General features: G+C 59.9%; 20 protein-coding genes. 8 read left to right on the top strand and 12 right to left on the bottom strand.

The window, feature by feature from the left end; genetic code table 11:
• Positions 1-118 precede the first annotated feature (118 nt).
• The 8 genes from H0A72_RS17060 to H0A72_RS17025 all read left to right on the top strand — a co-directional run bounded on the left by H0A72_RS17060 (position 119) and on the right by H0A72_RS17025 (position 9200).
• Complete coding sequence (locus H0A72_RS17060) at positions 119-367, top strand: helix-turn-helix transcriptional regulator (protein ID WP_180157514.1); 249 nt, start codon at positions 119-121, stop codon at positions 365-367.
• A 132-nt stretch (positions 368-499) separates the two neighbouring features.
• Positions 500-1405, top strand: a complete 906-nt coding sequence (locus tag H0A72_RS17055; RefSeq protein ID WP_180157512.1) for a DNA-processing protein DprA — start codon at positions 500-502, stop codon at positions 1403-1405.
• On the top strand, positions 1402-2088 hold the full coding sequence (locus tag H0A72_RS17050; protein ID WP_180157510.1) for a hypothetical protein: 687 nt from the start codon (positions 1402-1404) through the stop codon (positions 2086-2088). Before H0A72_RS17055 ends, H0A72_RS17050 begins: the two co-directional genes overlap by 4 nt.
• A 174-nt stretch (positions 2089-2262) precedes the next feature.
• Positions 2263-3558: a hypothetical protein gene (locus H0A72_RS17045; RefSeq protein ID WP_180157509.1), complete on the top strand. Its 1296-nt coding sequence runs from the start codon at positions 2263-2265 to the stop codon at positions 3556-3558.
• A 17-nt stretch (positions 3559-3575) separates the two neighbouring features.
• Positions 3576-4814 carry a phosphoribosyltransferase-like protein gene (locus H0A72_RS17040; RefSeq protein WP_180157507.1) on the top strand — a complete coding sequence of 413 codons (1239 nt, stop codon included), beginning with the start codon at positions 3576-3578 and terminating at the stop codon, positions 4812-4814.
• Between the two features lie 160 nt (positions 4815-4974).
• Positions 4975-6126, top strand: coding sequence for a reverse transcriptase family protein (locus tag H0A72_RS17035; protein WP_180157505.1), 1152 nt, complete (start codon positions 4975-4977; stop codon positions 6124-6126).
• Between the two features lie 144 nt (positions 6127-6270).
• Positions 6271-7494, top strand: coding sequence for an SIR2 family protein (locus tag H0A72_RS17030; RefSeq protein ID WP_343060253.1), 1224 nt, complete (start codon positions 6271-6273; stop codon positions 7492-7494).
• Entirely contained in the window at positions 7491-9200 is a 1710-nt protein-coding gene (locus tag H0A72_RS17025) for an ATP-binding protein (protein WP_180157501.1), read from the top strand. The genes H0A72_RS17030 and H0A72_RS17025 overlap by 4 nt, the downstream gene beginning before the upstream one ends.
• 438 nt (positions 9201-9638) lie before the next feature.
• Here H0A72_RS17025 and H0A72_RS17020 read toward each other — a convergent pair whose 3' ends face one another.
• The 12 genes from H0A72_RS17020 to sucD form a co-directional block, all read right to left on the bottom strand.
• Complete coding sequence (locus H0A72_RS17020) at positions 9639-10538, bottom strand: hypothetical protein (RefSeq protein ID WP_180157499.1); 900 nt, start codon at positions 10536-10538, stop codon at positions 9639-9641.
• Positions 10535-10765, bottom strand: coding sequence for a hypothetical protein (locus H0A72_RS17015; RefSeq protein ID WP_180157658.1), 231 nt, complete (start codon positions 10763-10765; stop codon positions 10535-10537). Before H0A72_RS17015 ends, H0A72_RS17020 begins: the two co-directional genes overlap by 4 nt.
• A gap of 155 nt (positions 10766-10920) precedes the next feature.
• On the bottom strand, positions 10921-11673 hold the full coding sequence (gene phnP, locus H0A72_RS17010) for a phosphonate metabolism protein PhnP (RefSeq protein WP_180157497.1): 753 nt from the start codon (positions 11671-11673) through the stop codon (positions 10921-10923).
• Between the two features lie 18 nt (positions 11674-11691).
• Positions 11692-12396 (bottom strand): fumarylacetoacetate hydrolase family protein, encoded by a 705-nt coding sequence (locus tag H0A72_RS17005; RefSeq protein ID WP_180157495.1) that lies wholly within the window; start codon positions 12394-12396, stop codon positions 11692-11694.
• A 1-nt stretch (position 12397) separates the two neighbouring features.
• On the bottom strand, positions 12398-12934 hold the full coding sequence (gene ppa / locus H0A72_RS17000) for an inorganic diphosphatase (RefSeq protein WP_180157494.1): 537 nt from the start codon (positions 12932-12934) through the stop codon (positions 12398-12400).
• A gap of 39 nt (positions 12935-12973) precedes the next feature.
• On the bottom strand, positions 12974-14503 hold the full coding sequence (locus tag H0A72_RS16995) for a heme biosynthesis HemY N-terminal domain-containing protein (RefSeq protein ID WP_180157492.1): 1530 nt from the start codon (positions 14501-14503) through the stop codon (positions 12974-12976).
• Between the two features lie 3 nt (positions 14504-14506).
• A complete protein-coding gene (locus tag H0A72_RS16990; RefSeq protein WP_180157490.1) occupies positions 14507-15832 on the bottom strand; it encodes a uroporphyrinogen-III C-methyltransferase in 1326 nt (441 codons plus the stop codon).
• A 15-nt stretch (positions 15833-15847) separates the two neighbouring features.
• Positions 15848-16657 (bottom strand): uroporphyrinogen-III synthase, encoded by an 810-nt coding sequence (locus H0A72_RS16985; RefSeq protein ID WP_180157488.1) that lies wholly within the window; start codon positions 16655-16657, stop codon positions 15848-15850.
• A gap of 21 nt (positions 16658-16678) precedes the next feature.
• The gene (gene hemC / locus H0A72_RS16980) at positions 16679-17626 is read right to left on the bottom strand and encodes a hydroxymethylbilane synthase (RefSeq protein ID WP_180157486.1); all 948 of its coding nucleotides are present in this window, start codon (positions 17624-17626) and stop codon (positions 16679-16681) included.
• A 7-nt stretch (positions 17627-17633) separates the two neighbouring features.
• Positions 17634-17759, bottom strand: coding sequence for a hypothetical protein (locus H0A72_RS22360; RefSeq protein ID WP_281389360.1), 126 nt, complete (start codon positions 17757-17759; stop codon positions 17634-17636).
• Between the two features lie 3 nt (positions 17760-17762).
• The gene (locus H0A72_RS16975; protein WP_180157484.1) at positions 17763-18467 is read right to left on the bottom strand and encodes a TerC family protein; all 705 of its coding nucleotides are present in this window, start codon (positions 18465-18467) and stop codon (positions 17763-17765) included.
• Positions 18468-18549: 82 nt separating this feature from the next.
• Positions 18550-19431, bottom strand: a complete 882-nt coding sequence (gene sucD / locus H0A72_RS16970) for a succinate--CoA ligase subunit alpha (RefSeq protein WP_180157482.1) — start codon at positions 19429-19431, stop codon at positions 18550-18552.
• Positions 19432-19444 lie beyond the last annotated feature (13 nt).

The following is a 19444-nucleotide window of genomic DNA, read 5'->3' as shown; positions in this document are numbered from 1 at the left end:
TCGTATCCGCCGCCTCCTCACGCAAAGGGCTACGCTACGCCCGACTACGCCCTGTCAGGTTGGCTCCGCAAGCAGCCTGCTGGATGATAGAGCCATATCGACACTTTGGGAGATCGTTATGGCTACATCGAGACAAGACAGCGTCTCAGCAGGATTTCGGCCTGCTTTCTATCGCATGAAGGACGTGATTCGCATCACCGCCCTGAGCCGCCCTACCCTTTATCGGCGTATCGCCGCAGGACGCTTCCCGGCGCCCGTCAAGCTGGGAGGCCGGGCCAGCGGCTGGCCTGCCCAAGCCCTGCAAGCGTGGATCGACGATCCCACCGGCTACGTGGCCGAGCCCACAGAGGATGAACCCCTCCCTTGATTGCCAAACAGCAGCGGCGATTCAAAGATGACAACCGCTGATGGATACTGTATATTAAAACAGCGAAACATACCCATGCTGAACTTACGAGAACACCCGGGATACACTGACGAAAACATTGGAGCGGACGTCATGAGCCCATGGCCAGAATTACTTGCAAACAAACCTGTCGATACCCGTATCGAAATGGGTGCGTACGAGTACCTCTGGCAGCAACCCAAGTCCAGCACCAAGCGCTTGGCCGAACTATTCCAAGCCAATCCGGGCAGCCTGCCGTCCGACCTGGTGGATGAAGACGCGGCGCAACACGCAGCCGACGAAGTCATCCAGCACTTTTCCAAGCGCGGCATCGAACGCTTTGGCCTGCGCATCAACGGCACGCACGACTACCCTACCCGACTGCGTGACGCGGTCGAACCCGTCGAACTGCTGTACTTCCTGGGCTCATGGGAGCTGGCTGAAGCCCCCCGCCGCGTGGCCGTCGTGGGCACCCGCAAGGTCAGCAGCGAAGGCGTGGCCCGCACGCGTAAGCTGGTACGAGGCTTGGTCGAGCATGACTTCACCATCGTCTCGGGCCTGGCTCAAGGCGTTGACACAATCGCCCATCAAACCGCCATCGAAGCGGGCGGGCGCACCATCGCTGTCATCGGCACGCCCATCTCCGAGGTCTATCCAAAAGAGAATGCGCAGTTGCAGCGACGCATTGCCAACGACTTCCTGCTGGTCAGCCAGGTTCCCCTTTTGCGCTACAAATCGCAAGGCGCGCACGTCAACCGCTTCTTCTTTCCCGAGCGCAACAAGACGATGTCTGCGCTTTCCGAAGCGACCATCATTGTTGAAGCCAGCGAAACGTCCGGCACGCTGACGCAGGCACGCGCCGCTCTGGACCAAGGCCGCAAGCTCTTCATTCTGGAAAGCAATTTTCAGAATCCATCGATCACCTGGCCCGCGAAGTTCGAGCAGCGCGGCGCCATCCGGGTGCGCGAGATCGACGACATCCTGCGCGAATTCGAGAGCACACCACAAGAATTCGCATGAGGATGCCGCCGCGCCTGACGGTGGTCGGCGACCTCGAACGACCGGACCACCGCTATCTCCCGCCCGACGCGCTGTGCTACTTCTGGGGCGAATACACCCCCTACGAACACACGCACGGCAAACGCTGGGACTACTCGTCCACGAACCGGCTCATCGCTAACTTCAAGAAAAGTCTCGATCGCCAAGACCGACCGGACTGGCAATACAAGCGGCAGGCCATCCAACAAGTCGCACAGGCCTTTGCCAGCTTCTGGAAGTGGGCCGAGATACATCAAAACTATCGCTTGGCCCTGATTCCCGTTCCACCCTCCAAGCCGCGTGACAACCCGATGTACGACGCGCGGATGGCGACCATGCTCCAACAGCTTGCACAGCACGTCGGCATTGCACTGGACATCCGGGATTGCTTGAGCTTCAGTGGCGTTCACGCTGCCAGCCACGAAGGCCCGCAGCGTCCCTCACCCGACGAACTGTACTCGACGCTAAGCTTCGATCCGGCCAGTGGCAGACCGCACGAGCCGCCAGGCGTGATCTTCGTCTTCGACGACATGCTCACCACAGGCGCCCACTACGTTGCCGTGACGCACAAGCTGGCCGAGGTTTATCCCGGCGTACCGATGATCGGACATTTCATTGCGCGGCGGATCATCCCCGATCCATACAGTAACCTAGCTGCCCTCTAATCACCTTGGCATAACTATGATGTCGCACAGTTCGGCATGACCGTACGCATTATTTTTTCCGGTACGTTCAAATCATAAAAAATCCAAACCTGCCTTACGCTCCAAACCCACAAGAAACAATTTGTGAGGTAAAGTACCTTTCAATCTCTTATCAGGGTGAATATTGGAGACGACGTGGCGTCAGCACTTGAAGACTTAGACGAATTAACTCTTCGTTGCAGAGACGAGAAGGCTCGCCAGTACATTACGGAAGCTGTGGCAAGCTACCGTGCAGGTGCGTTTCGCTCAGCAATAGTAGCAACATGGGTTGCGGTCTGTTTTGATGTAATTGAAAAACTTCGCGAACTTGCGCTTGCCGGCGACAAAGAGGCAGAAAAACAAATTCAAGATATTGAGCTTACCCAAAGCTCTGGAGACTTAGGGCGCGCATTAAAATTTGAGCGTGAACTGCTGATTCTCGCCAAAGACAAATTCGAATTAATTTCACCATTAGAAATTATCGACTTGGAACGTTTACAGGCCGACAGAAATCGCTGTGCACATCCATCGCTAACCTCTGACAACCAGGCCTACACCCCTTCTGCTGAGCTAGCGCGTTTGCACCTACACTCTGCAATAACGCATTTACTCCAGCACCCTCCTATACAAGGAAAATATGCACTTGATAGGCTTCTGCAGGAGATAAACTCTGAATATTTCCCCTCATCAGCAACGGAAGCAAAACTTGCATTATCATCTGGTCCACTCGGAAGGCCACGAGAGTCTCTAGTGAGGAACCTAGTCTTAGTACTTGTGAAGACGCTTCTAAATGATGATCCTGATTGGAAGCGACGGCGCAGAATATCTGCTGCACTTCAAGCCACTCAGTATCTACACCCTGATCACTATGCAAAATCCCTAAAGGAAAAATTATCCGCGCTGTTTCGATCTATTGGTGACGAAAAACTACAGACAACGATCAACTTCCTTAGAGACATCCCTGATACCTGGCAATTTCTCGACCCAGATATAAGGCAAAAATCACAAAACTACGTACAAAACCTTCCTTCAGATCACCTGCATGAAGTTGATTTCCTTCTAAATTATTCACCACTTCAGATCCAAGCACGTCATCGAGTGACAGTGGCATCAAAAAAAGAACTAAAGGATATGATTTTCTTTGACATGCCGAAAGAGGTTGCGGATAAATTTATTTCGTTATATCTAGAGTCAAAATCCTTTGACGACGCCAATGAATGGGCAAAAGAATTAATCATTGTCGCAGGAGAATTCTCGGCTGATCATATTCGCCGAATCCTGACCAATGCAGCAAGTAACAGCCAAGCTCTCAACAGCTTTCAAATTGGACCCCTTATCAATAAGCTGCGTTCCACAAAGAAACTTCCAGAGGATGAGTATGAGAAACTTCTTGAGAATAACGGACTACAAGAACACGCACGCCCAATACGTGAAGAATTTGATGAACTATAAATCAGAGAGGAAGTGAAGTGTCATCAGGCCCCGTCTCGGCTCGTCACTTATTGCTGACCGCACGCGGTGAGCAATGGCTCAATAATTTCGATGAAGCAGATAGGCCTATAGCACGAGACCTTACTGCTTCTCTGACATTAGTTTCCCACAATGAGTTCGAACGCGGCCTAATCTCTTTAGTTCATCAGGTTGCACACGAACTGCGTGGCCCCATTGGACTATATGGCGTGCGTGAAATTGATGATAGCGTCTGCTTAGATACTGCGGACAATACGACCTCTATCGATGCTACTCCACGTGGGGCTGACATTGGCAGTGAAGGCAGATTGGCCAATGTTATCCGCAACCTATCACTTGGCCACCCCTCGCAATTTCTCAACCACCCCTCAATAGAAGAGCTTCGCGCAAGACGAGTAGCTACAATACTCGTTCTCGACGACTTCGTCGGATCCGGTCAGCGTTGCTCCAACTATCTGTCCGCCCTATGGAAATCTCGATCTCTTCGTTCCTGGAGGTCGTACAACCGCATACAGTTTAAGGCTATCGCATACTCAGCTACAGCTATGGGCATTCGTCATGTTCAGCGGCATCCTTCCCAGCCCCTTATCCATATCGTTCGCCACTGCCCTACCATCACGGCGCTACATTGGAAGGATACGTACATCAACGATGCCAAGAAGTTTTGCCGTCATTATGCTCACCAAGCTAAACTCGGGCGATGGGCACTTGGATTTCGCGATAGTGAATCGTTACTGGTTTTTGAGCATGGCTGCCCCAATAACGCGCCAGCAATATTTTGGGCAATCTCAAGGAACACTCCTACATGGATACCACTGTTCCCTTCGAGGCGAGTTGACATATCAGTAAGCACGGCATTCCCCAACGAAATAGCGCGTCGCGACCCAGTGCATACCCTGATAGAAGCAGGACAACGCAGGCTTGCATCGGCATTGTCCTCCAACGCACACCGACCGCTCACCGATCAAGAGGCTCTGACGCTCGCGCTATTCTCCAAGGGAAAAAATCGTGTCACTACAGTTGCGAATGCCACGGGACTGTCAGCTAAGGAAGCCATCGAGTTGATCGAGCGCTGCATCAGCGCCGGGTGGATATCCGCTCATCAACGCATCACAGACCGGGGCATGACGGAACTGCGCGGGATACGCCAAAGTTCAACACACCGTGTTCACAGGCTTCCGGATCTTGGTAAAGAGGAGTACTATCCGACTGCGTTGAAGAGCCACGGCAATGGTTAGTGCTTACCTAGACCTGTGTTTTCGGCATTGGTTGGGACGCGGATTTCCGCCGTCCTCTGATCCAGCTCTCGCACTGGCGAAATTACACACCAGTCCTCCTATCCTTCGGGGCCTCGGGTCCGACTGGCGTGTACCTCCGCAAGCGGAGTCGAAGTAGCTTATGCCGTGGTCTCCTCAACGCTTCTTGGCTGAAGGCTTACGTCGCGGTCGCGACCATAAAGCCCTTATGGAAGCCATCCGTCAAATTTCCCGCATGCAAAGGCAGCGCCCTGTTCTGCCCACCCTATTAACGCTAGGTCATCTTGCATGTCGGACGCAAATCTCATACGAATATTTACGAGATATTATCGCCAGAAATACCGGACACCCTCCGTATAGATCTTTTCGTATCACCAAGAGATCTGGCGGTTTGCGGGTAATTTCTGTACCCAGCCCGCAGTTAATGAAAGTCCAATCGTGGTTGACGACGCATGTACTTAACAAGGTTCAACCGCACCCTACAAGCTACGCTTTCTCACCTGGATCTTCGATCGCAGATTGCGCACGACAGCATGCCGGTGCGACATGGCTAGTGAAGATCGACATTGCTGACTTCTTCGGAAGCATCACTGAAATACAGGTTTTTCGTGTTTTTCAAATGCTAGGTTACAACAAACTTGTTTCCTTCGAATTGGCAAGGCTATGCACAATTTTGCCTATAGTATCGGCCAAGCATAAATTAAAACCATGGAAAACAAAGTTTCCTAGAAAACCCATCGATTATTATTCTGAACAATTGATTGGCAGACTGCCACAGGGAGCCCCTACAAGCCCGATGCTGGCCAATTTAGCCATGAGAGATATAGACGAGGAACTTCAACACCTGGCGGATTCTTTAAAGCTCGTTTACACACGATACAGTGATGACATTACCTTCTCTACAAAGGGAAAATTTAGCAGAACAGCAGCTAGTGCTGTCATCAAACAAACCACTGCTATTCTCAAGCGCCGAGGGCTCTTCCCAAACCGAGCAAAAACTGCGGTCATTCATCCAGGTGCCCGAAAAATTGTTCTAGGTCTGTTAGTGGATCAAGAACAACCGCGTCTTAGCAGGAAATTTCGCGATCGTCTGCGTCAACATCTTTACTATCTTGAAACAAGGGGAATTACGGCCCATCTCGAAGCACGAGGATTCGATTCAGCAGGAGGCCTTTATCGCCACCTGCGCGGTTTAATTGACTATGCCAACATGGTGGATCAACCATACGCACAAAAACAACTTCTTCGACTGCAAGCACTGCCGTGGGGCTCAACGCTGAACGCAAGCTCCTAGGGAACGGCCACTGATTGTCCATCTTGGCATACGTAACATAGCCTAGCGACACTGGGCTGTTTCGTACACATATCGCCCTACGACAGCTCACGTGGTGTAATTGGGTGTATTAAGATGAAACACTGTCGAGTTGGGGGAGACTACGTGAAGGTACTGAGCGCAAATACTGGAGGCAACTGGCTTGAAGGTCTGGCTCCCCAACCGCCGAACCCCGGCGAGGAACCGAGGCCGGATGCCGGGACGCAAGAGGCGCGGCGGATCGTTTCAGATCTGTTCAGGTGCAACAATCTCATCGTGCTCTCTGGACTTGGCACATCTATGTGCGTGCATCCACACCCCGGCGGTGGTGCTCCTCCAACAATGAAGGATCTTTGGGAGCGTGTCGCTGCTCGTGTGAACGACGCAGCGATTGCTGGAGTAGCCAATTTTGAACAAGTGCTTGCAAACGTAGGGTATGCCGGCGAGGCAAACAATATTGAAGCACTACTATCTCGCTGCCGCTTGGCCGAGAGCTTCCTCGCAGGCCCGCAGCGCACACTGGTCAACTCATTCATAAAACTGGCCGAGCAAGAAATAGCAGAGGCCACAAATTTTGTTTGGCCTAACCATGCCCTTCCTGTACATACAGAGTTTCTTCGCCGAGCGGCTCGGCGCACAAACCGCAAATCTCGTACAAAAATATTCACGACAAACTACGATCGATGCTTTGAAGAGGCAGGTCGGCAAGGCCGGTACGTAATCATAGACGGCTTTTCGCATACATCTCCTCCCACCTTCGATGCGGTTCATTTTACTTATGACATTGTTCGTCGCTCAAGGGAAAGCGATACGCAGGATTTCATCCCAAACGTGTTCCATCTCTACAAGCTGCATGGGTCTATTGACTGGACACGTGACGAGGCAACTGGGGAAATATACAAGTGGCATGGCACGGACAAACCGCTGCTAATTTACCCAAGAAACTCGAAATACGAGCTTGCATTTGAACAGCCATACTTGGAAATAATTTCGGCATTTCAGGCCGCACTTCGTGAGCCCAACACAGGGTTGTTAGTGGTTGGTTTCGGTTTTAATGACAACCACCTTGCTGAACCAATCATGTCGGCACTTCGATCGAATCTCAGCCTAAAGACTTTAGCGGTCGGGCCTTGGCTAGCTCCTTGGGTACATTGTGAGCAACATGGTCCTGGAGAGGCCGAGACAAATAGGTATCTAAAACGAATAAAGGAGTTAGCCAATACGGGAGATGCCCGGCTTGCTCTCATAAACTGTGGTTTCGAGCACTTCATTTCATATGTCCCTGACTTGGCGGCCGAGTCGGATATGGAGCAGCACATCGAACGCCTCCGTCGCACGGAGCAGATATGAGCCTCCTCGCGATTGCACCATTCGACCAAAGTCGCTATATCGGAACTGTGTGTCACGTACGGCCAACTAGTTTAGAGGTAAATCTTCCTTTAGCATCCGCACCCACCAGCTCGCATTTTGCTGGATTTCCGGTGCCTGGCGGTCAAGTCGGTGAATTTGTTTTAGTTGAAGGTGAGGAGCACGCTATCCTCGGTCGAATTATCGAGGTCAGGCTTCCTGAGCGCGACCGCCTCAGTGTTGAACCAACTGCAGAACAGAGCATATCTCCTCATCCTGTCGGTGCAATTCAGTTACTCACCGCAGTTGACCTTGAAACAGGAAAAGCACTAAAAGGCGTTCCTGTGCATCCCCGCATTGGACAGCATGTATTTTCAGCACACCCGCTTCTTGTAAAACAGGCAATTGAGGGAAGTAACCTTGCTGAAATAAGAAAAGTACGATTGGCCGTATTCCCACACGCTCCAAATACTGGTGTTTCGATGCCGCCGGCGCATATTTTTGGACGCCATTGCGCGGTACTGGGGACGACTGGTGGTGGAAAAAGCTGGACGCTAGCTCATCTTGTCGAGGAAATCGCCAGGCTTGGAGGGAAAGCTATACTTTTTGATGCAACGGGCGAGTACGGAGGGCAATGGGACGGCATCGATCACGTCCACCTTGGTGGACTTCGCGAGGATGCGAGAGACACCCGGCGATTCGTTAGTTTTCCGTACAGTCAGTTTTCAGAAACGGATCTTTTTGCAATGTTCCGCCCAAGCGCTAGTGCTCAAGTGCCGAAGCTGAGAGAAGCCATACGCAGCCTAAAGCTGGCCTATTTAGCCCCTGAGATTGCGATTGACGGACTTATAAAGAAGGCAGATCAATCAAAAGTTCCTTTTGAGAATGCACTACTTCAGCATGGTGCTGCACTAGGGAATATCGGTGCGGAATTCAATATTGAACTCCTTTCCCGTCAAATCGAGGAAGAATGTGTTTGGGCGACAAGCAACCGGGGGCAACGCATGTGGGGCGGCGCTAACGCAAACGAGCTGGGATTCTGCACCACCCTGATATCACGTATTTCCTCCGATGTAGGCTCATCGCACCTTGCTTGCGTATTTCAGCCTCAGCGACTGGACGAATCCCTTACCGCATCAATCGACAGATTTCTGCAAGATGGAACCAAGCGAGTTTTGCGAGTCAGTATGGAATTCCTGCCCTTCGAGCACAACACCAGAGAGCTTGTGGCAAATGCTGTTGGACGCTATCTGCTCCGCTTGGCAAGACAAGGGCGTTTTATCCATAACCCTCTTGTCGTTCTACTCGATGAAGCCCATCAATTTTTGGATAAAAACATCGGTGACGAGTTCTCAAAGACACCGCTTGACGCCTTCGGTCTAATTGCAAAGGAAGGTCGAAAATACAGTTTGACTTGTGTACTGGCAACGCAACGGCCCCGCGATATTCCAGAGGATGTGCTGAGCCAAATGGGTATGTTTATCGTACATAGATTAATCAATGGCCGCGACAGGAATGTTGTCGAGAAGGCTTGTGGAAATTTGGATGCCTCCGCCGCGGCATTTCTCCCAACATTGGGGCAAGGCGAGGCCATTGTTGTCGGTGTTGATTCGCCCATTCCTTTGCCAGTTTTGATTCGACGACCTACGACTCCCCCCCAGTCTAGAGGAGCTGATTACGAGAACCTCTGGAATGCACAACTGGCATAAGTGTGGCGTGGCCTATTGGATTAAGAATTTCCCTTCGTGACCCTCTGATCCCCATCGTGAACGCCTTCAGTATGTTCGTGGCCAGCGTCTCGCCATCGACAGGCTTATCCGCCGTTGGCTCGGCATCCTCCGGAGCGTCCTGCGCCTGCGTTTTCTCCGGCGTGGTTCCCGGATCTTCGGCCTGGAAGATGGTGGATATCCAGCCGGTGCCATCGAGCGACTACCTCACACCTAGATGGTTAAGGCTCTATTGTTGCTAATCCAAAAGCCATAAGCCCATCGGAATCGGGTATTAGGTAATAACCCATCGGTTGATGCAAGAGCAGCTTCGCAGCGTCTTGTATAAGCCCTCGCGAACTTGTACCCTGGCTTGTACCCTAGCACCTACCCAATCTACTTTTTTATTTATTAATCAATCGGTTAGGTACTTGACAAATATTATCTGTGGTAGCAGCCTATCCAGCGGTTCGACCGCAAGGCATGGAAGGATTCGGTGTCGATGGACTGCCACAAGCCCGAGGCGTCCAGCCTGGTCTGGCCCCGCCGCCGCAGTTCATGGCGCAGGCCCGGGCAGCGGGCATCGACCACCCAGGGGTTGCGCGCGGTGTGATCGCGCGGGTCGAGAAAGCGATAGCGGGCCGCCGCCTGCTCGGCCAGGTCGCGCAGCTGCAGGTGGCCGGCGTACTTCTGCACGTGGCCGGGCCAGTTGTCATGGTCGACGCGCAGATCGAAATCGCCCGGCTCGATCCGCATGGAATAGTTGTCGGCGAGCACCTGGCGCAAGGCGGCCTCGCGGGCCGAAGGCAGGGCCCGCACGATGTCTTCCTGGACCCGGGACAGCACCTGCCGGACGGCGGCGTCGTGATTCTTGTAGGCGCGCGCCAATTCCCCTTGTTCGCGGGCCAGGTCGTCCATGCCGGCTGCGCGGCTTGCCGCCGCGTAGGCCGCGCCGTGGCCGGGGCCGAACATGAAGCCGATGAGATGGGCGGGCGGGTTGCCGGAGGAAAGCTGCCCGGCTTGCGTGCCCCCGAGCATGGCCCAGCTGCCCAGCGTGACGAGATGCGCCATGGCGACCTGCTGCCCCACGTGCGCGCGGTTCACGTAGGCCAGCATGTTGAGGCTGCGCGCCTGGATCAGCGCGGCGCTGTATGCGGCGGCATCGAGAGAGTGCAGCTGCTTGGCGCGCGCGGCCGTCACCTGGCCCACGAAGAAATACCTGGCGAAGACGATGGCCGCCACGCCGGCCAACAGCATGCCCAGTACCATGGCCTGGCCTTGCTGGCCCGGCCCCGGCGGCGGCGCGCCCCGGGGCGCCGGCGAGCGCGCCGGGCGTGTCATTGCCCGGCCCCGGCGTTGCCGGTGAAGGACTTGAGGGTCTTGGCCGCCGTCTGGGCCGCGGCGCCTTCGGCCGCGGTTTGCGCCATGCGGGATTGCTCGGATCCGTCTTCGCCGGCGAGCTCCTTCGCCATGGCGGCGGTCTGCGAGCGCACGACCTGCCCGAACTGCTGGTAGACGGCGATGGCGGCCACGGCGACCAGGGCCACCACCACGATATATTCGGTCATCCCTTGTCCGCTTTGCGAACGCGTCGACTTCGGCACGATGTTCTCCTGAAGAAATTCAGGATCAGTGTGCCCCCGTTCGCCTTGCCGGCAAATTCGCAAATGCCGAGTTGGGCAAAGCGGTCAGCGGATGGAAAGAGCCACCCGGGGGAAGCGCGTCAGCGGAACACCGCGCCGTCCGCGCCGACCAGCACCTCGGCGGGCAAGGCCTGCTGGTTGGCCGTCAGCCAGGCGTCGAATTCGTGGCCGATATGCGTGAGCACCGCTTTGCCGACCGCCAGCCCGTCGATGATTTCCAGGGCGCGCGTCAAGTCGTTGTGGCCGCGCGGCGCATGGGCCTGCGGGGCGAACGAACAGTCCAGCACCATGAGCTCCAGGGAGAGCCGCTTCAGGAATTCAAAGGTGTCGCCGGGCAGGCCGGCGGTATCGGTCAGGTAGGCCCAATGCCGGCCGCCGTCCGAGAACACGTAGCCCAGGGTCGGCCGGCTATGCCGCAGCGGCACGGGGGTGACATCCAGCCCCATCAGGCGCAAGGGCTCGAAAGGCGTCAGCGTGCGCGAGAAGTCCAGAATGCCCGGATGCTTGTAGAGGTCGGCGAAGCCTTGGGGATCGGCCGGCCCCAGCACGGGCAGCCGGCAATCGCGGCCCCAGCGCAGGTGCAAGAGCCCCTGGGCGTGGTCGGCGTGATAATGCGTTTGCAGAAAGCCTTTGAAACTGCCCGGCGGGAAGCGCTCGGCCAGGTCCATCAGGCCGGCATCGAGCAGCCAGCGCTCGCCCCGATGTTCGATCGAGGCGCAGGCGGGGCCGCGGCGGCATGCCGGGTCGCGCCTGGCGCGCTCACAGGCGGCGCAGCGGCAGTTGTACACCGGCACCTGGCCCGAATCGCCCGTGCCCAGCAGGGTCAGCTTCATCGGGGCCGGCCGTCGGCGTCAGAGGGGTTCGCCCACTTTCACCCGCAGTTCACCCAGCCCGGCGACGGCGCCCACCATGGTGTCACCGGCGACCACCGGACCCACCCCTTCGGGCGTGCCGGTGAAGACGATGTCGCCCGCCTTGAGTTCGAACAGGCCGGACAGGTAGGAAAGCGATTCCGCCACGTTCCAGATCATTTGCGACAGATCGCTGGATTGCTTCTGCACGCCGTTGACGCTGAGCGTGATGGCGCCCGAGGACACCGTGCCGACCGTCTTGCGGGGATGCAGCGGCCCGATGGGGGCGGAAAAATCGAAACCCTTGCCCACTTCCCAGGGCCTGCCCAGCTTCTTGGCTTCGCCCTGCAGGTCGCGGCGCGTCATGTCCAGCCCGACGGCATAGCCCCAGACGCAGTCCGCGGCCTGTTCGGGCGTCAGATTGCGCCCGCCCTTGTCGAGCGCCACGACGAGTTCGATTTCATAATGGAGATTGGAGGTCTTGGGCGGATACGGCATGGTGCCGGTCTGGCCGTCGGCCACGTTCAGCAGCGCATCGGCCGGCTTGCAGAAGAAGAAAGGATCTTCACGGCCGGTGAAGCCCATTTCCTTGGCGTGTTCGGCATAGTTGCGGCCGACGCAATAGACGCGCCGCACCGGGAACACGGCATCGGAGCCCGCGACCGCCAGGGCGGCCACCGGATGAGCGGGGATGATGGTGTTCATGTCATTTGCTCCCGTCGGCATAGCGCGCGGCGCTGTCGCGGATTTCTTTCATGGCGGCCTCGGGGCCTTCCCAGCCCTTGACCTTCACCCACTTGCCTTTTTCCAGGTCCTTGTAGTGCTCGAAGAAATGCTGGATGCGATCCAGCTCTTCAGCGGGCAGGTCCTGCGGCGTCTTGATGGAACGATAGGGCGGGTAGAGCTTGTCCACCGGCACCGCCAGCAACTTGGCATCGCCGCCCGCCTCGTCTTCCATCTGCAGGACGCCGATCGCCCGCGAACGGATCACCGCGCCGACCTGTATGGGGAAAGGCGCCAGCACGAGCACGTCGACGGGATCGCCGTCGTCGGAGATGGTCTGGGGAATGTAGCCGTAATTGCAGGGGTAATGCATGGCGGTCAGCATGAACCGGTCCACGAAGACGGCGCCCGAGTCCTTGTCGACTTCGTACTTGACCGGGTCCGCGTTCATGGGAATTTCGATGATGACATTAAACTCTTCCGGCAATTTCGTGCCGGCTGGTACGTTCTTCAGGCTCATGCTCTGTTCTACCCTATATTTCAGGATTCAAATGAAAGATCAATGGTTGCCGGAGCCGCGCGAGGTATCGCGGTCCGACGTTTGCGTGAGATCGATGCCCACGAAAGGCGAGCTGTCGAAATATTCTTCCTGCGCCGAGACGTCGTCGCCGGCCGCCTTGGGCGTGGCGGGCGCCGCCGCGCGGGGCTCGTCGGCGCCGGCGGCGGGTGCATCCGCGGCCGTATCCGCGGCGGCGTAGTCGGAGAAATCGGCCGCGCTCGCCGCCAGGGGAGTTTCCAGGGTGGACAGCACCTTGGCCTGGGGCAGGTGCTCGACGTCGATCAGCGTGGGGTCGCCGCGCGTGTCGGCCGCCGGCAATGCGCGGCTGGCCGGCAGCACCGGCAACACGCCGGCCACGCTGGACGCCAGGCGCCAATGCGTCGTGGCATCGGCCGGGCGGCCGAGGCGGTCGTAGAGGTTGCCGAGCAAGGCGTGGATGCGCATGTCGCTGCGCAATTTCATGCTGCGCAGCAGATACTGTTCGCCCGGCCCCCAGAGCTCGCCGGTCAGGCAGAGGTTGCCCAGCGCGGCCAGCAGGGCCGAGTCGTCGGGATGGGTCTTCAGCCACTCCTCCGCCTTGCTCAGGCGCCGGGCCACGTGCTCGGGCGGGCATTGCGAATAGGCGTTCAGCAGGCGCGCGTCCAGCCGGACATTGAGCGCGGCTTCCAGGACTTTTGCCGCTTCATCGTGGTTGCCCTGCCCGGTGTGGATGGCGGCGGCGGCCAGGGCGATGTCCGGCAGCGCGCGTTCGTCGGACTTGAGATCGGACCAGATGGACTTGAGGTTCTCCGGGCCGCCCTGCCTCAGGCGCGCGGCCGCCGAGACCTCGATCAACTGCTGCGCTTCGGCCTTGTCGATCACGCCGCGGCGCGACAGCAGGCGGGTCAATTCATATACGCGGTCATGGTTGCGCAACTGCCGGTGCGCGCGCAGCAGCAGCCGGGTGGCGTGGAAATAGCGCGAGCTGGCGTCCTGCAGCGGCTGCAGCAGCACCAGCGCGTCCTGGGGGCGGTTCTGGTCCAGATACATCTCGGCCGCGACGATGGACGCGGCCTCGCGCAGGCGGATGTTCTCGGAGGCGTGCTCGCGCGCCTGCGCCAGGGCCTCGTCGCGCCGTTCGAACTCGCCCATGTGGTGCGCGGCCCGCGCCGAGGCCAGCGCGGCCAGCACTTTGCGCGAGCCGGAGCGCGTGCGCCCCAGCACCTTGGACAGGTCCTTCTCGGCCTCGGTGTAGCGGCCTTCGAGTATGTGGATCCAGCCGTTCTCCAGCAATTCGTGGTCGCGCTTTTCGGCGCGCAGGCCCCGCCAGGAACGGAAGCGCCCGGGGCTGTGGGAGATCCAGGCGAGCACGCGCAGGACGATGTAAAGAACCAGGAAGCTCGCCAGAAGCAGCAGCACGGCCAGCGTCAGGGACAGTTCGATGCGATACGGCTGCGCGATGATCAGCACGTTGCCGCTGTGTTCGCGCAGCACCAGCGCCAGCGCCACGGCGGCGACGAATACCAGCAGGGTCCAGAACCAGGTCTTCATGGCTTACCCCCGCGCGCCCGGCGCCTGGGCGCCCGCGCCGGCCTGGCCGTCGGGCCGGGCGCCCGCCGGCTGCGGCTGGGAAGGCTGGGCGGCTTCGGACGGTTCGGAGGATTCGGCCGAGGGCTCGGAATCGCCCGCTTCGTCTTCGGCTTTGGCGCTGGCTTCGCGCAGGGTCTCGATGGCGGCCAGGCTGTTGTCCACCGTCGGCAGACGGACGTCGATGTTGGTGTCGGACATGTCGCGCGCGATCTTGAGCGCGCGGCGGGATTCGGCCGATTGCTGGTCGAAACGGCTTTCGATCGCCTTGACCAAGTGGGCGGTTTCCGTGGCCCAGACATTGGGCTGGCGCATCATCAGGGCCAGTTGGGCGGTCATGATGCGCAGCCGCAGGTTCTCGCGGAAGCGAGTGGCCTGGTCGGGCGACATCAACAGCGCGTGGGGGTCGTCGACGCGGCGCACGGCGATGAATTCGCCCAGGTCGTGGCGCACCGAGGCCCAGGCTTCGGCGCTCCATTGCCGGGCGGCCGCCAGGCTGTGCCGCCACCACGGGGCGTCGGGATCCTGGCTTGCGGCCTGGCCGCCGCCGGCCGCCGGCGCGGCGCCCGGCGCTTGCGGCCGCAGGGGCTGGGGCGCGGCGTCGTCGGGCACCATGAGGGGCGCCTGGCTCACGAGGTTGCCGAGCTCGTCCAGCTGCGCGGAAAGCGCCGCGATGTCGACCGTGGACGCCGCCCGCAGGCGGTCGAGATCGCCGTTGACGGTTTGCTGCAGCGACGCCAGCGTGGGGCGGTTGGCGCGAGCCAGCTGCGCTTGCGCGGTTTCCAGGGAAATGATGGCATTGGCCACGTTGCCGCCCAGCTGCAGCTGCTGCTGGGCGATGGTGACGAGGTGGTCGATGTCGTTGATCAGCACGAGATCCGAGCCGCTATCCGTGAGCGTCTGGAACGCCTGCTGCAAGCTGTCGGCCTGTTCGCGCGCTTCTTGCAACGCGGCTTCGAGCGAGGCCAGGCGAACGGATTGTTCCTGCGCCAGGGCCAGCGCCTGGCGAGCCTGTTCGGCCGCCCGGCCGGCCGTATCGGCGCCGATGCGGACCTGATCGGACAGCACCGCCGTGTTCCTGGAATATTCCTGGTGCTGATACCAGGCCGTGGCCCCCAGGGCCGCGGCCACCAGCAGCACGACCACGAACGCCGGCAGCAGGGCCGAACCCGCTTTGCGCTGCCGAGCCTCGTGCGCGCGGGCGGACTGGCCGGCGGCGGACTCGGACCGGGGCCCGGAAGCGGAAACGACGGCCGGCACGGCGGGCGAGATCTCGGTTTTTTTGTCTGTCATGGCGAGATTGTAATCCTAGGAGCTTTCAGAAGGCGACGCCATCCCGACCAGGGCCTGGAAAATGGCGTCGTCGCTTGGTTGGCATATTTTTACCATCCGCGGCCCTACCTTACCAGAAGCGCCGGACACGGATTGTAAGCGGCCCGCGATGCGCTCGTGCACGACGAGAAAGCGCAGCGACGGCCAAGCATTTTCCAGGCCCAGGCGCAAAAGGTTGGCGTACACCGCGTCGACGCCCTCGCTGCTGGTCAGCAGGCAGATGCAGGGGCCGCCCTCTTCCAGCGCCGCCGCCAGCCGGCGCCCCTGCTCGGCGGACCATTGCGCCGGCCGGCGCTCGTATGCGGCATGGCGATCGACCCGCAGGCCCGCTTCCTCCAGGCGCGCGCCCAGCCATTCACGGCCGCGATTGCCGCGCACGATCAGCACGCGCCGCAAGGAGCCGAGACGGGGGCTGAGCTGTTTCCACAAGGCTTCGGAATCCTGGCCGTCGCGGGGGTCCGGCTGGATGATGGCGCCAGGGTCGACCCCGGCCCGCTGCGCGGCCCGGGCGGTCGCGGCGCCCACCGCGGCGACCCGCAAGCCGGGCGGCCATGCGGCGTCGGCGGACAGGCCGCGCAGCTGCGCGGCATAGAAGCGGACGGCGTTGCCGCTGACGAAAACCAGCAGGTCGTAATGGGCGGGCAGCGGAAAAGCGCGTTCGCCGGCCGGAAGCGCCCGCAGGCTGAGCGCGGGAAGAACCAGGGGTTCCAGGCCGGCGTCCCGCAGCCTGGCGGCGAGCTGCTCGTTCTTGCCCTCGGGCCGCGTCAGGATGACACTGGCGTCCATGACCGCGCCGATCAAGAGACCTCAGGCCGACGCATCGGGCATCGACAGGCGATCCAGAATGGGGCGCGCGCCTTTGGCCAGCAGGTCTTGCGCCACGCGTTCGCCGAGGGCGGCGGCGTCCGCGACCGGGCCCGCGGCCCGCGCCCGGATGATGACCGAGCCGTCGGGCTCCGCCACCAGGGCGTCCACCGCCAGCGTGCCGCCCTGCACTTGCGCATAGGCCGCCAGCGGCACCTGGCATGATCCGCCCAGCACCCGCGACACCGCGCGTTCCGCGAGCGCGCAGGCGGTGGTCGCGGGATCGGCCAGGGGAGCCAGCCAGGCATGCATGTCGGCCCGGGCTTCGAGGACTTCGATGCCCAGCGCGCCCTGCCCCGCCGCCGGCAGGCTCTGCTCCACCGGCAGGTAGCCGCGTATGCGCGCCTCCAGCCCCAGGCGGCGCAGGCCGGCCGCCGCCAGGATGATGGCGGCGTAGTCGCCGCGATCGAGCTTGCCCAGGCGGGTGTCGAGGTTGCCGCGCAGCGGCTGGACGACCAGGCCGGGATGGCGCTGCCGGATCTGGGCCTCGCGGCGCAGGCTGGACGTGCCCACGACGGCGCCGGCCGGCAGCTCGTCCATCGAGCCATAGCCGTTCGAGACGAAGGCGTCGCGCGGGTCGTCGCGCTCGAGCACCACGGACAGGGCGAAGGGGCTGTGCAGGTCGACCGGCACGTCCTTGAGCGAGTGCACGGCGAGGTCCGCCCGCCCGTCCAGCAGGGCGGTTTCCAGCTCTTTGACGAACAAGCCCTTGCCGCCGACCTTGGACAGGCTGCGGTCCAGGATCTGGTCCCCGCGCGTGGTCATGGTCAGCAGGCCGACCTCGCATAGCGGGTAGAGTTCCTGCAGGCGGTCGCGCACGTGCTCCGCCTGCCACAGTGCCAGGCGGCTGGCGCGGGTGGCGATGGTCAGTTTCTTTGGTGTTTCCGGCATGCCCAGACTACGCCAGATACTTGAACAGCACCGCCAGCACGATGCCGATCACCGCCAGTATGAACAGGCCCTGCAGCAGCGTGAGGCCGGAATCATCCGACTTCTTGCCCGACGAAGACTTGAATAGACCCATGATTTATTCCTGTGCCCCAGCGGTTTTGCGGCCGGCGAGCCACTTGCCGACCAATATCACGAGGATGGCGCCGGCGACTTCGGCCCCGATCTTGATGGACGGCTGGATTTCGCCGAATTGCTCGACGATGAATACGTCCGTGACCAGCATGCCGCCCGCGATCCAGCCCAGCAGCCCGGCGCCGAAGGTGACGACCAGCGGAAAGCGGTCGATGAGCTTCAGCACCAGCGTGCTGCCCCAGATGATGATGGGCACGCTCACCACCAGACCGAAAATCACATAATACAGCTGATGGTCCATATGGGTGTTCTGCGCCGCGCCGGCAATGGCGATGACGTTGTCCAGGCTCATGACGAAGTCGGCGATCAGGATGGTCTTGACGGCGCTCAACACGGAGTTGCCGCCCTTGATGTTGCCGTGCTCGTCTTCTTCGGGCGCCAGCAGCTTGATGCCGATCCAGACCAGCAAGGCGCCGCCCACCAGCTTCAGGAAGGGGATGTCGAGCAAGGTCAGGGCGAAGGCGATGAGCAGCACGCGCAAGACGATGGCGCCCGCCGTGCCCCACAAGATGCCCTTGATGCGTTGGGCGGGCTGCAGGTTGCGGCAAGCGAGCGCGATGACGACCGCGTTGTCTCCGCCCAGCAGGATGTCGATCAGGATGATCTGGAAAACCGCGCCCCAATGGAGCGTCTGGATAAACTCTAGCATTTTCGTATCCGTTGTATGCCAAGAGGCGTCGTGAGTATGAAAGCCCAGTGCAAAAAGGCCCGCCAGGCGAGCCTTTTTGTGCTTACAGCACCGATTTGAGCAGCTTGCCCATTTCGGACGGATCGCGAGTCGTGCGGATGCCGCAGGACTCCATGATCTCGAGCTTGGCGTCGGCCGTGTCCGCGCCGCCGGAAATCAGCGCGCCGGCGTGGCCCATGCGCTTGCCGGCCGGCGCCGTGACCCCGGCGATGAAGCCGACGACGGGCTTCTTCATGTTGTCCTTGGCCCACAGGGCCGCGTTGACTTCGTCGGGGCCGCCGATTTCGCCGATCATGATGACGGCGTCGGTGTCCGGGTCATCGTTGAACATCTGCAGGACGTCGATGTGCTTCAGGCCGTTGATGGGGTCGCCGCCGATGCCGACGGCGGAAGACTGGCCCAGGCCCAGTTCGGTGAGCTGGGCGACGGCTTCGTAGGTGAGCGTGCCGGAGCGGCTGACCACGCCGATGCGGCCCTTGCGCGAAATGTGGCCCGGCATGATGCCGATCTTGAGCTCGTCGGGCGTGATCAGGCCTGGGCAGTTGGGGCCCAGCAGCAAGGTCTTCTTGTTCTCGTCGCGCATGCGATTGCGCACGACCAGCATGTCGCGCACGGGAATGCCTTCCGTGATGCAGATGACCAGGTCCAGGTCGGCGTCGACCGCTTCCCAGATGGCGTCGGCAGCGCCCGCGGGCGGCACGTAGATGACCGAGACGGTCGCGCCGGTCTCGGCCTTGGCTTCCTTCACGGACGCGTAGATGGGCACGCCTTCGAAGTTGTCGCCCGCCTTCTTGGGATGCACGCCGGCGACGAACGCGTTCTTGCCGTTGGCGTACTCGCGGCACATATGGGTATGGAACTGGCCGGTCTTGCCGGTGATGCCCTGCGTGATGACTTTGGTGTCTTTGTTGATCAGAATCGACATGAAAAAATCCTCG

This window comes from Parapusillimonas granuli, assembly GCF_013416525.1.
Taxonomy (GTDB): domain Bacteria; phylum Pseudomonadota; class Gammaproteobacteria; order Burkholderiales; family Burkholderiaceae_B; genus Parapusillimonas; species Parapusillimonas granuli.
Note: the sequence above shows the minus strand (reverse complement) of the source record. Positions and strands in the feature narration are given on the sequence as shown.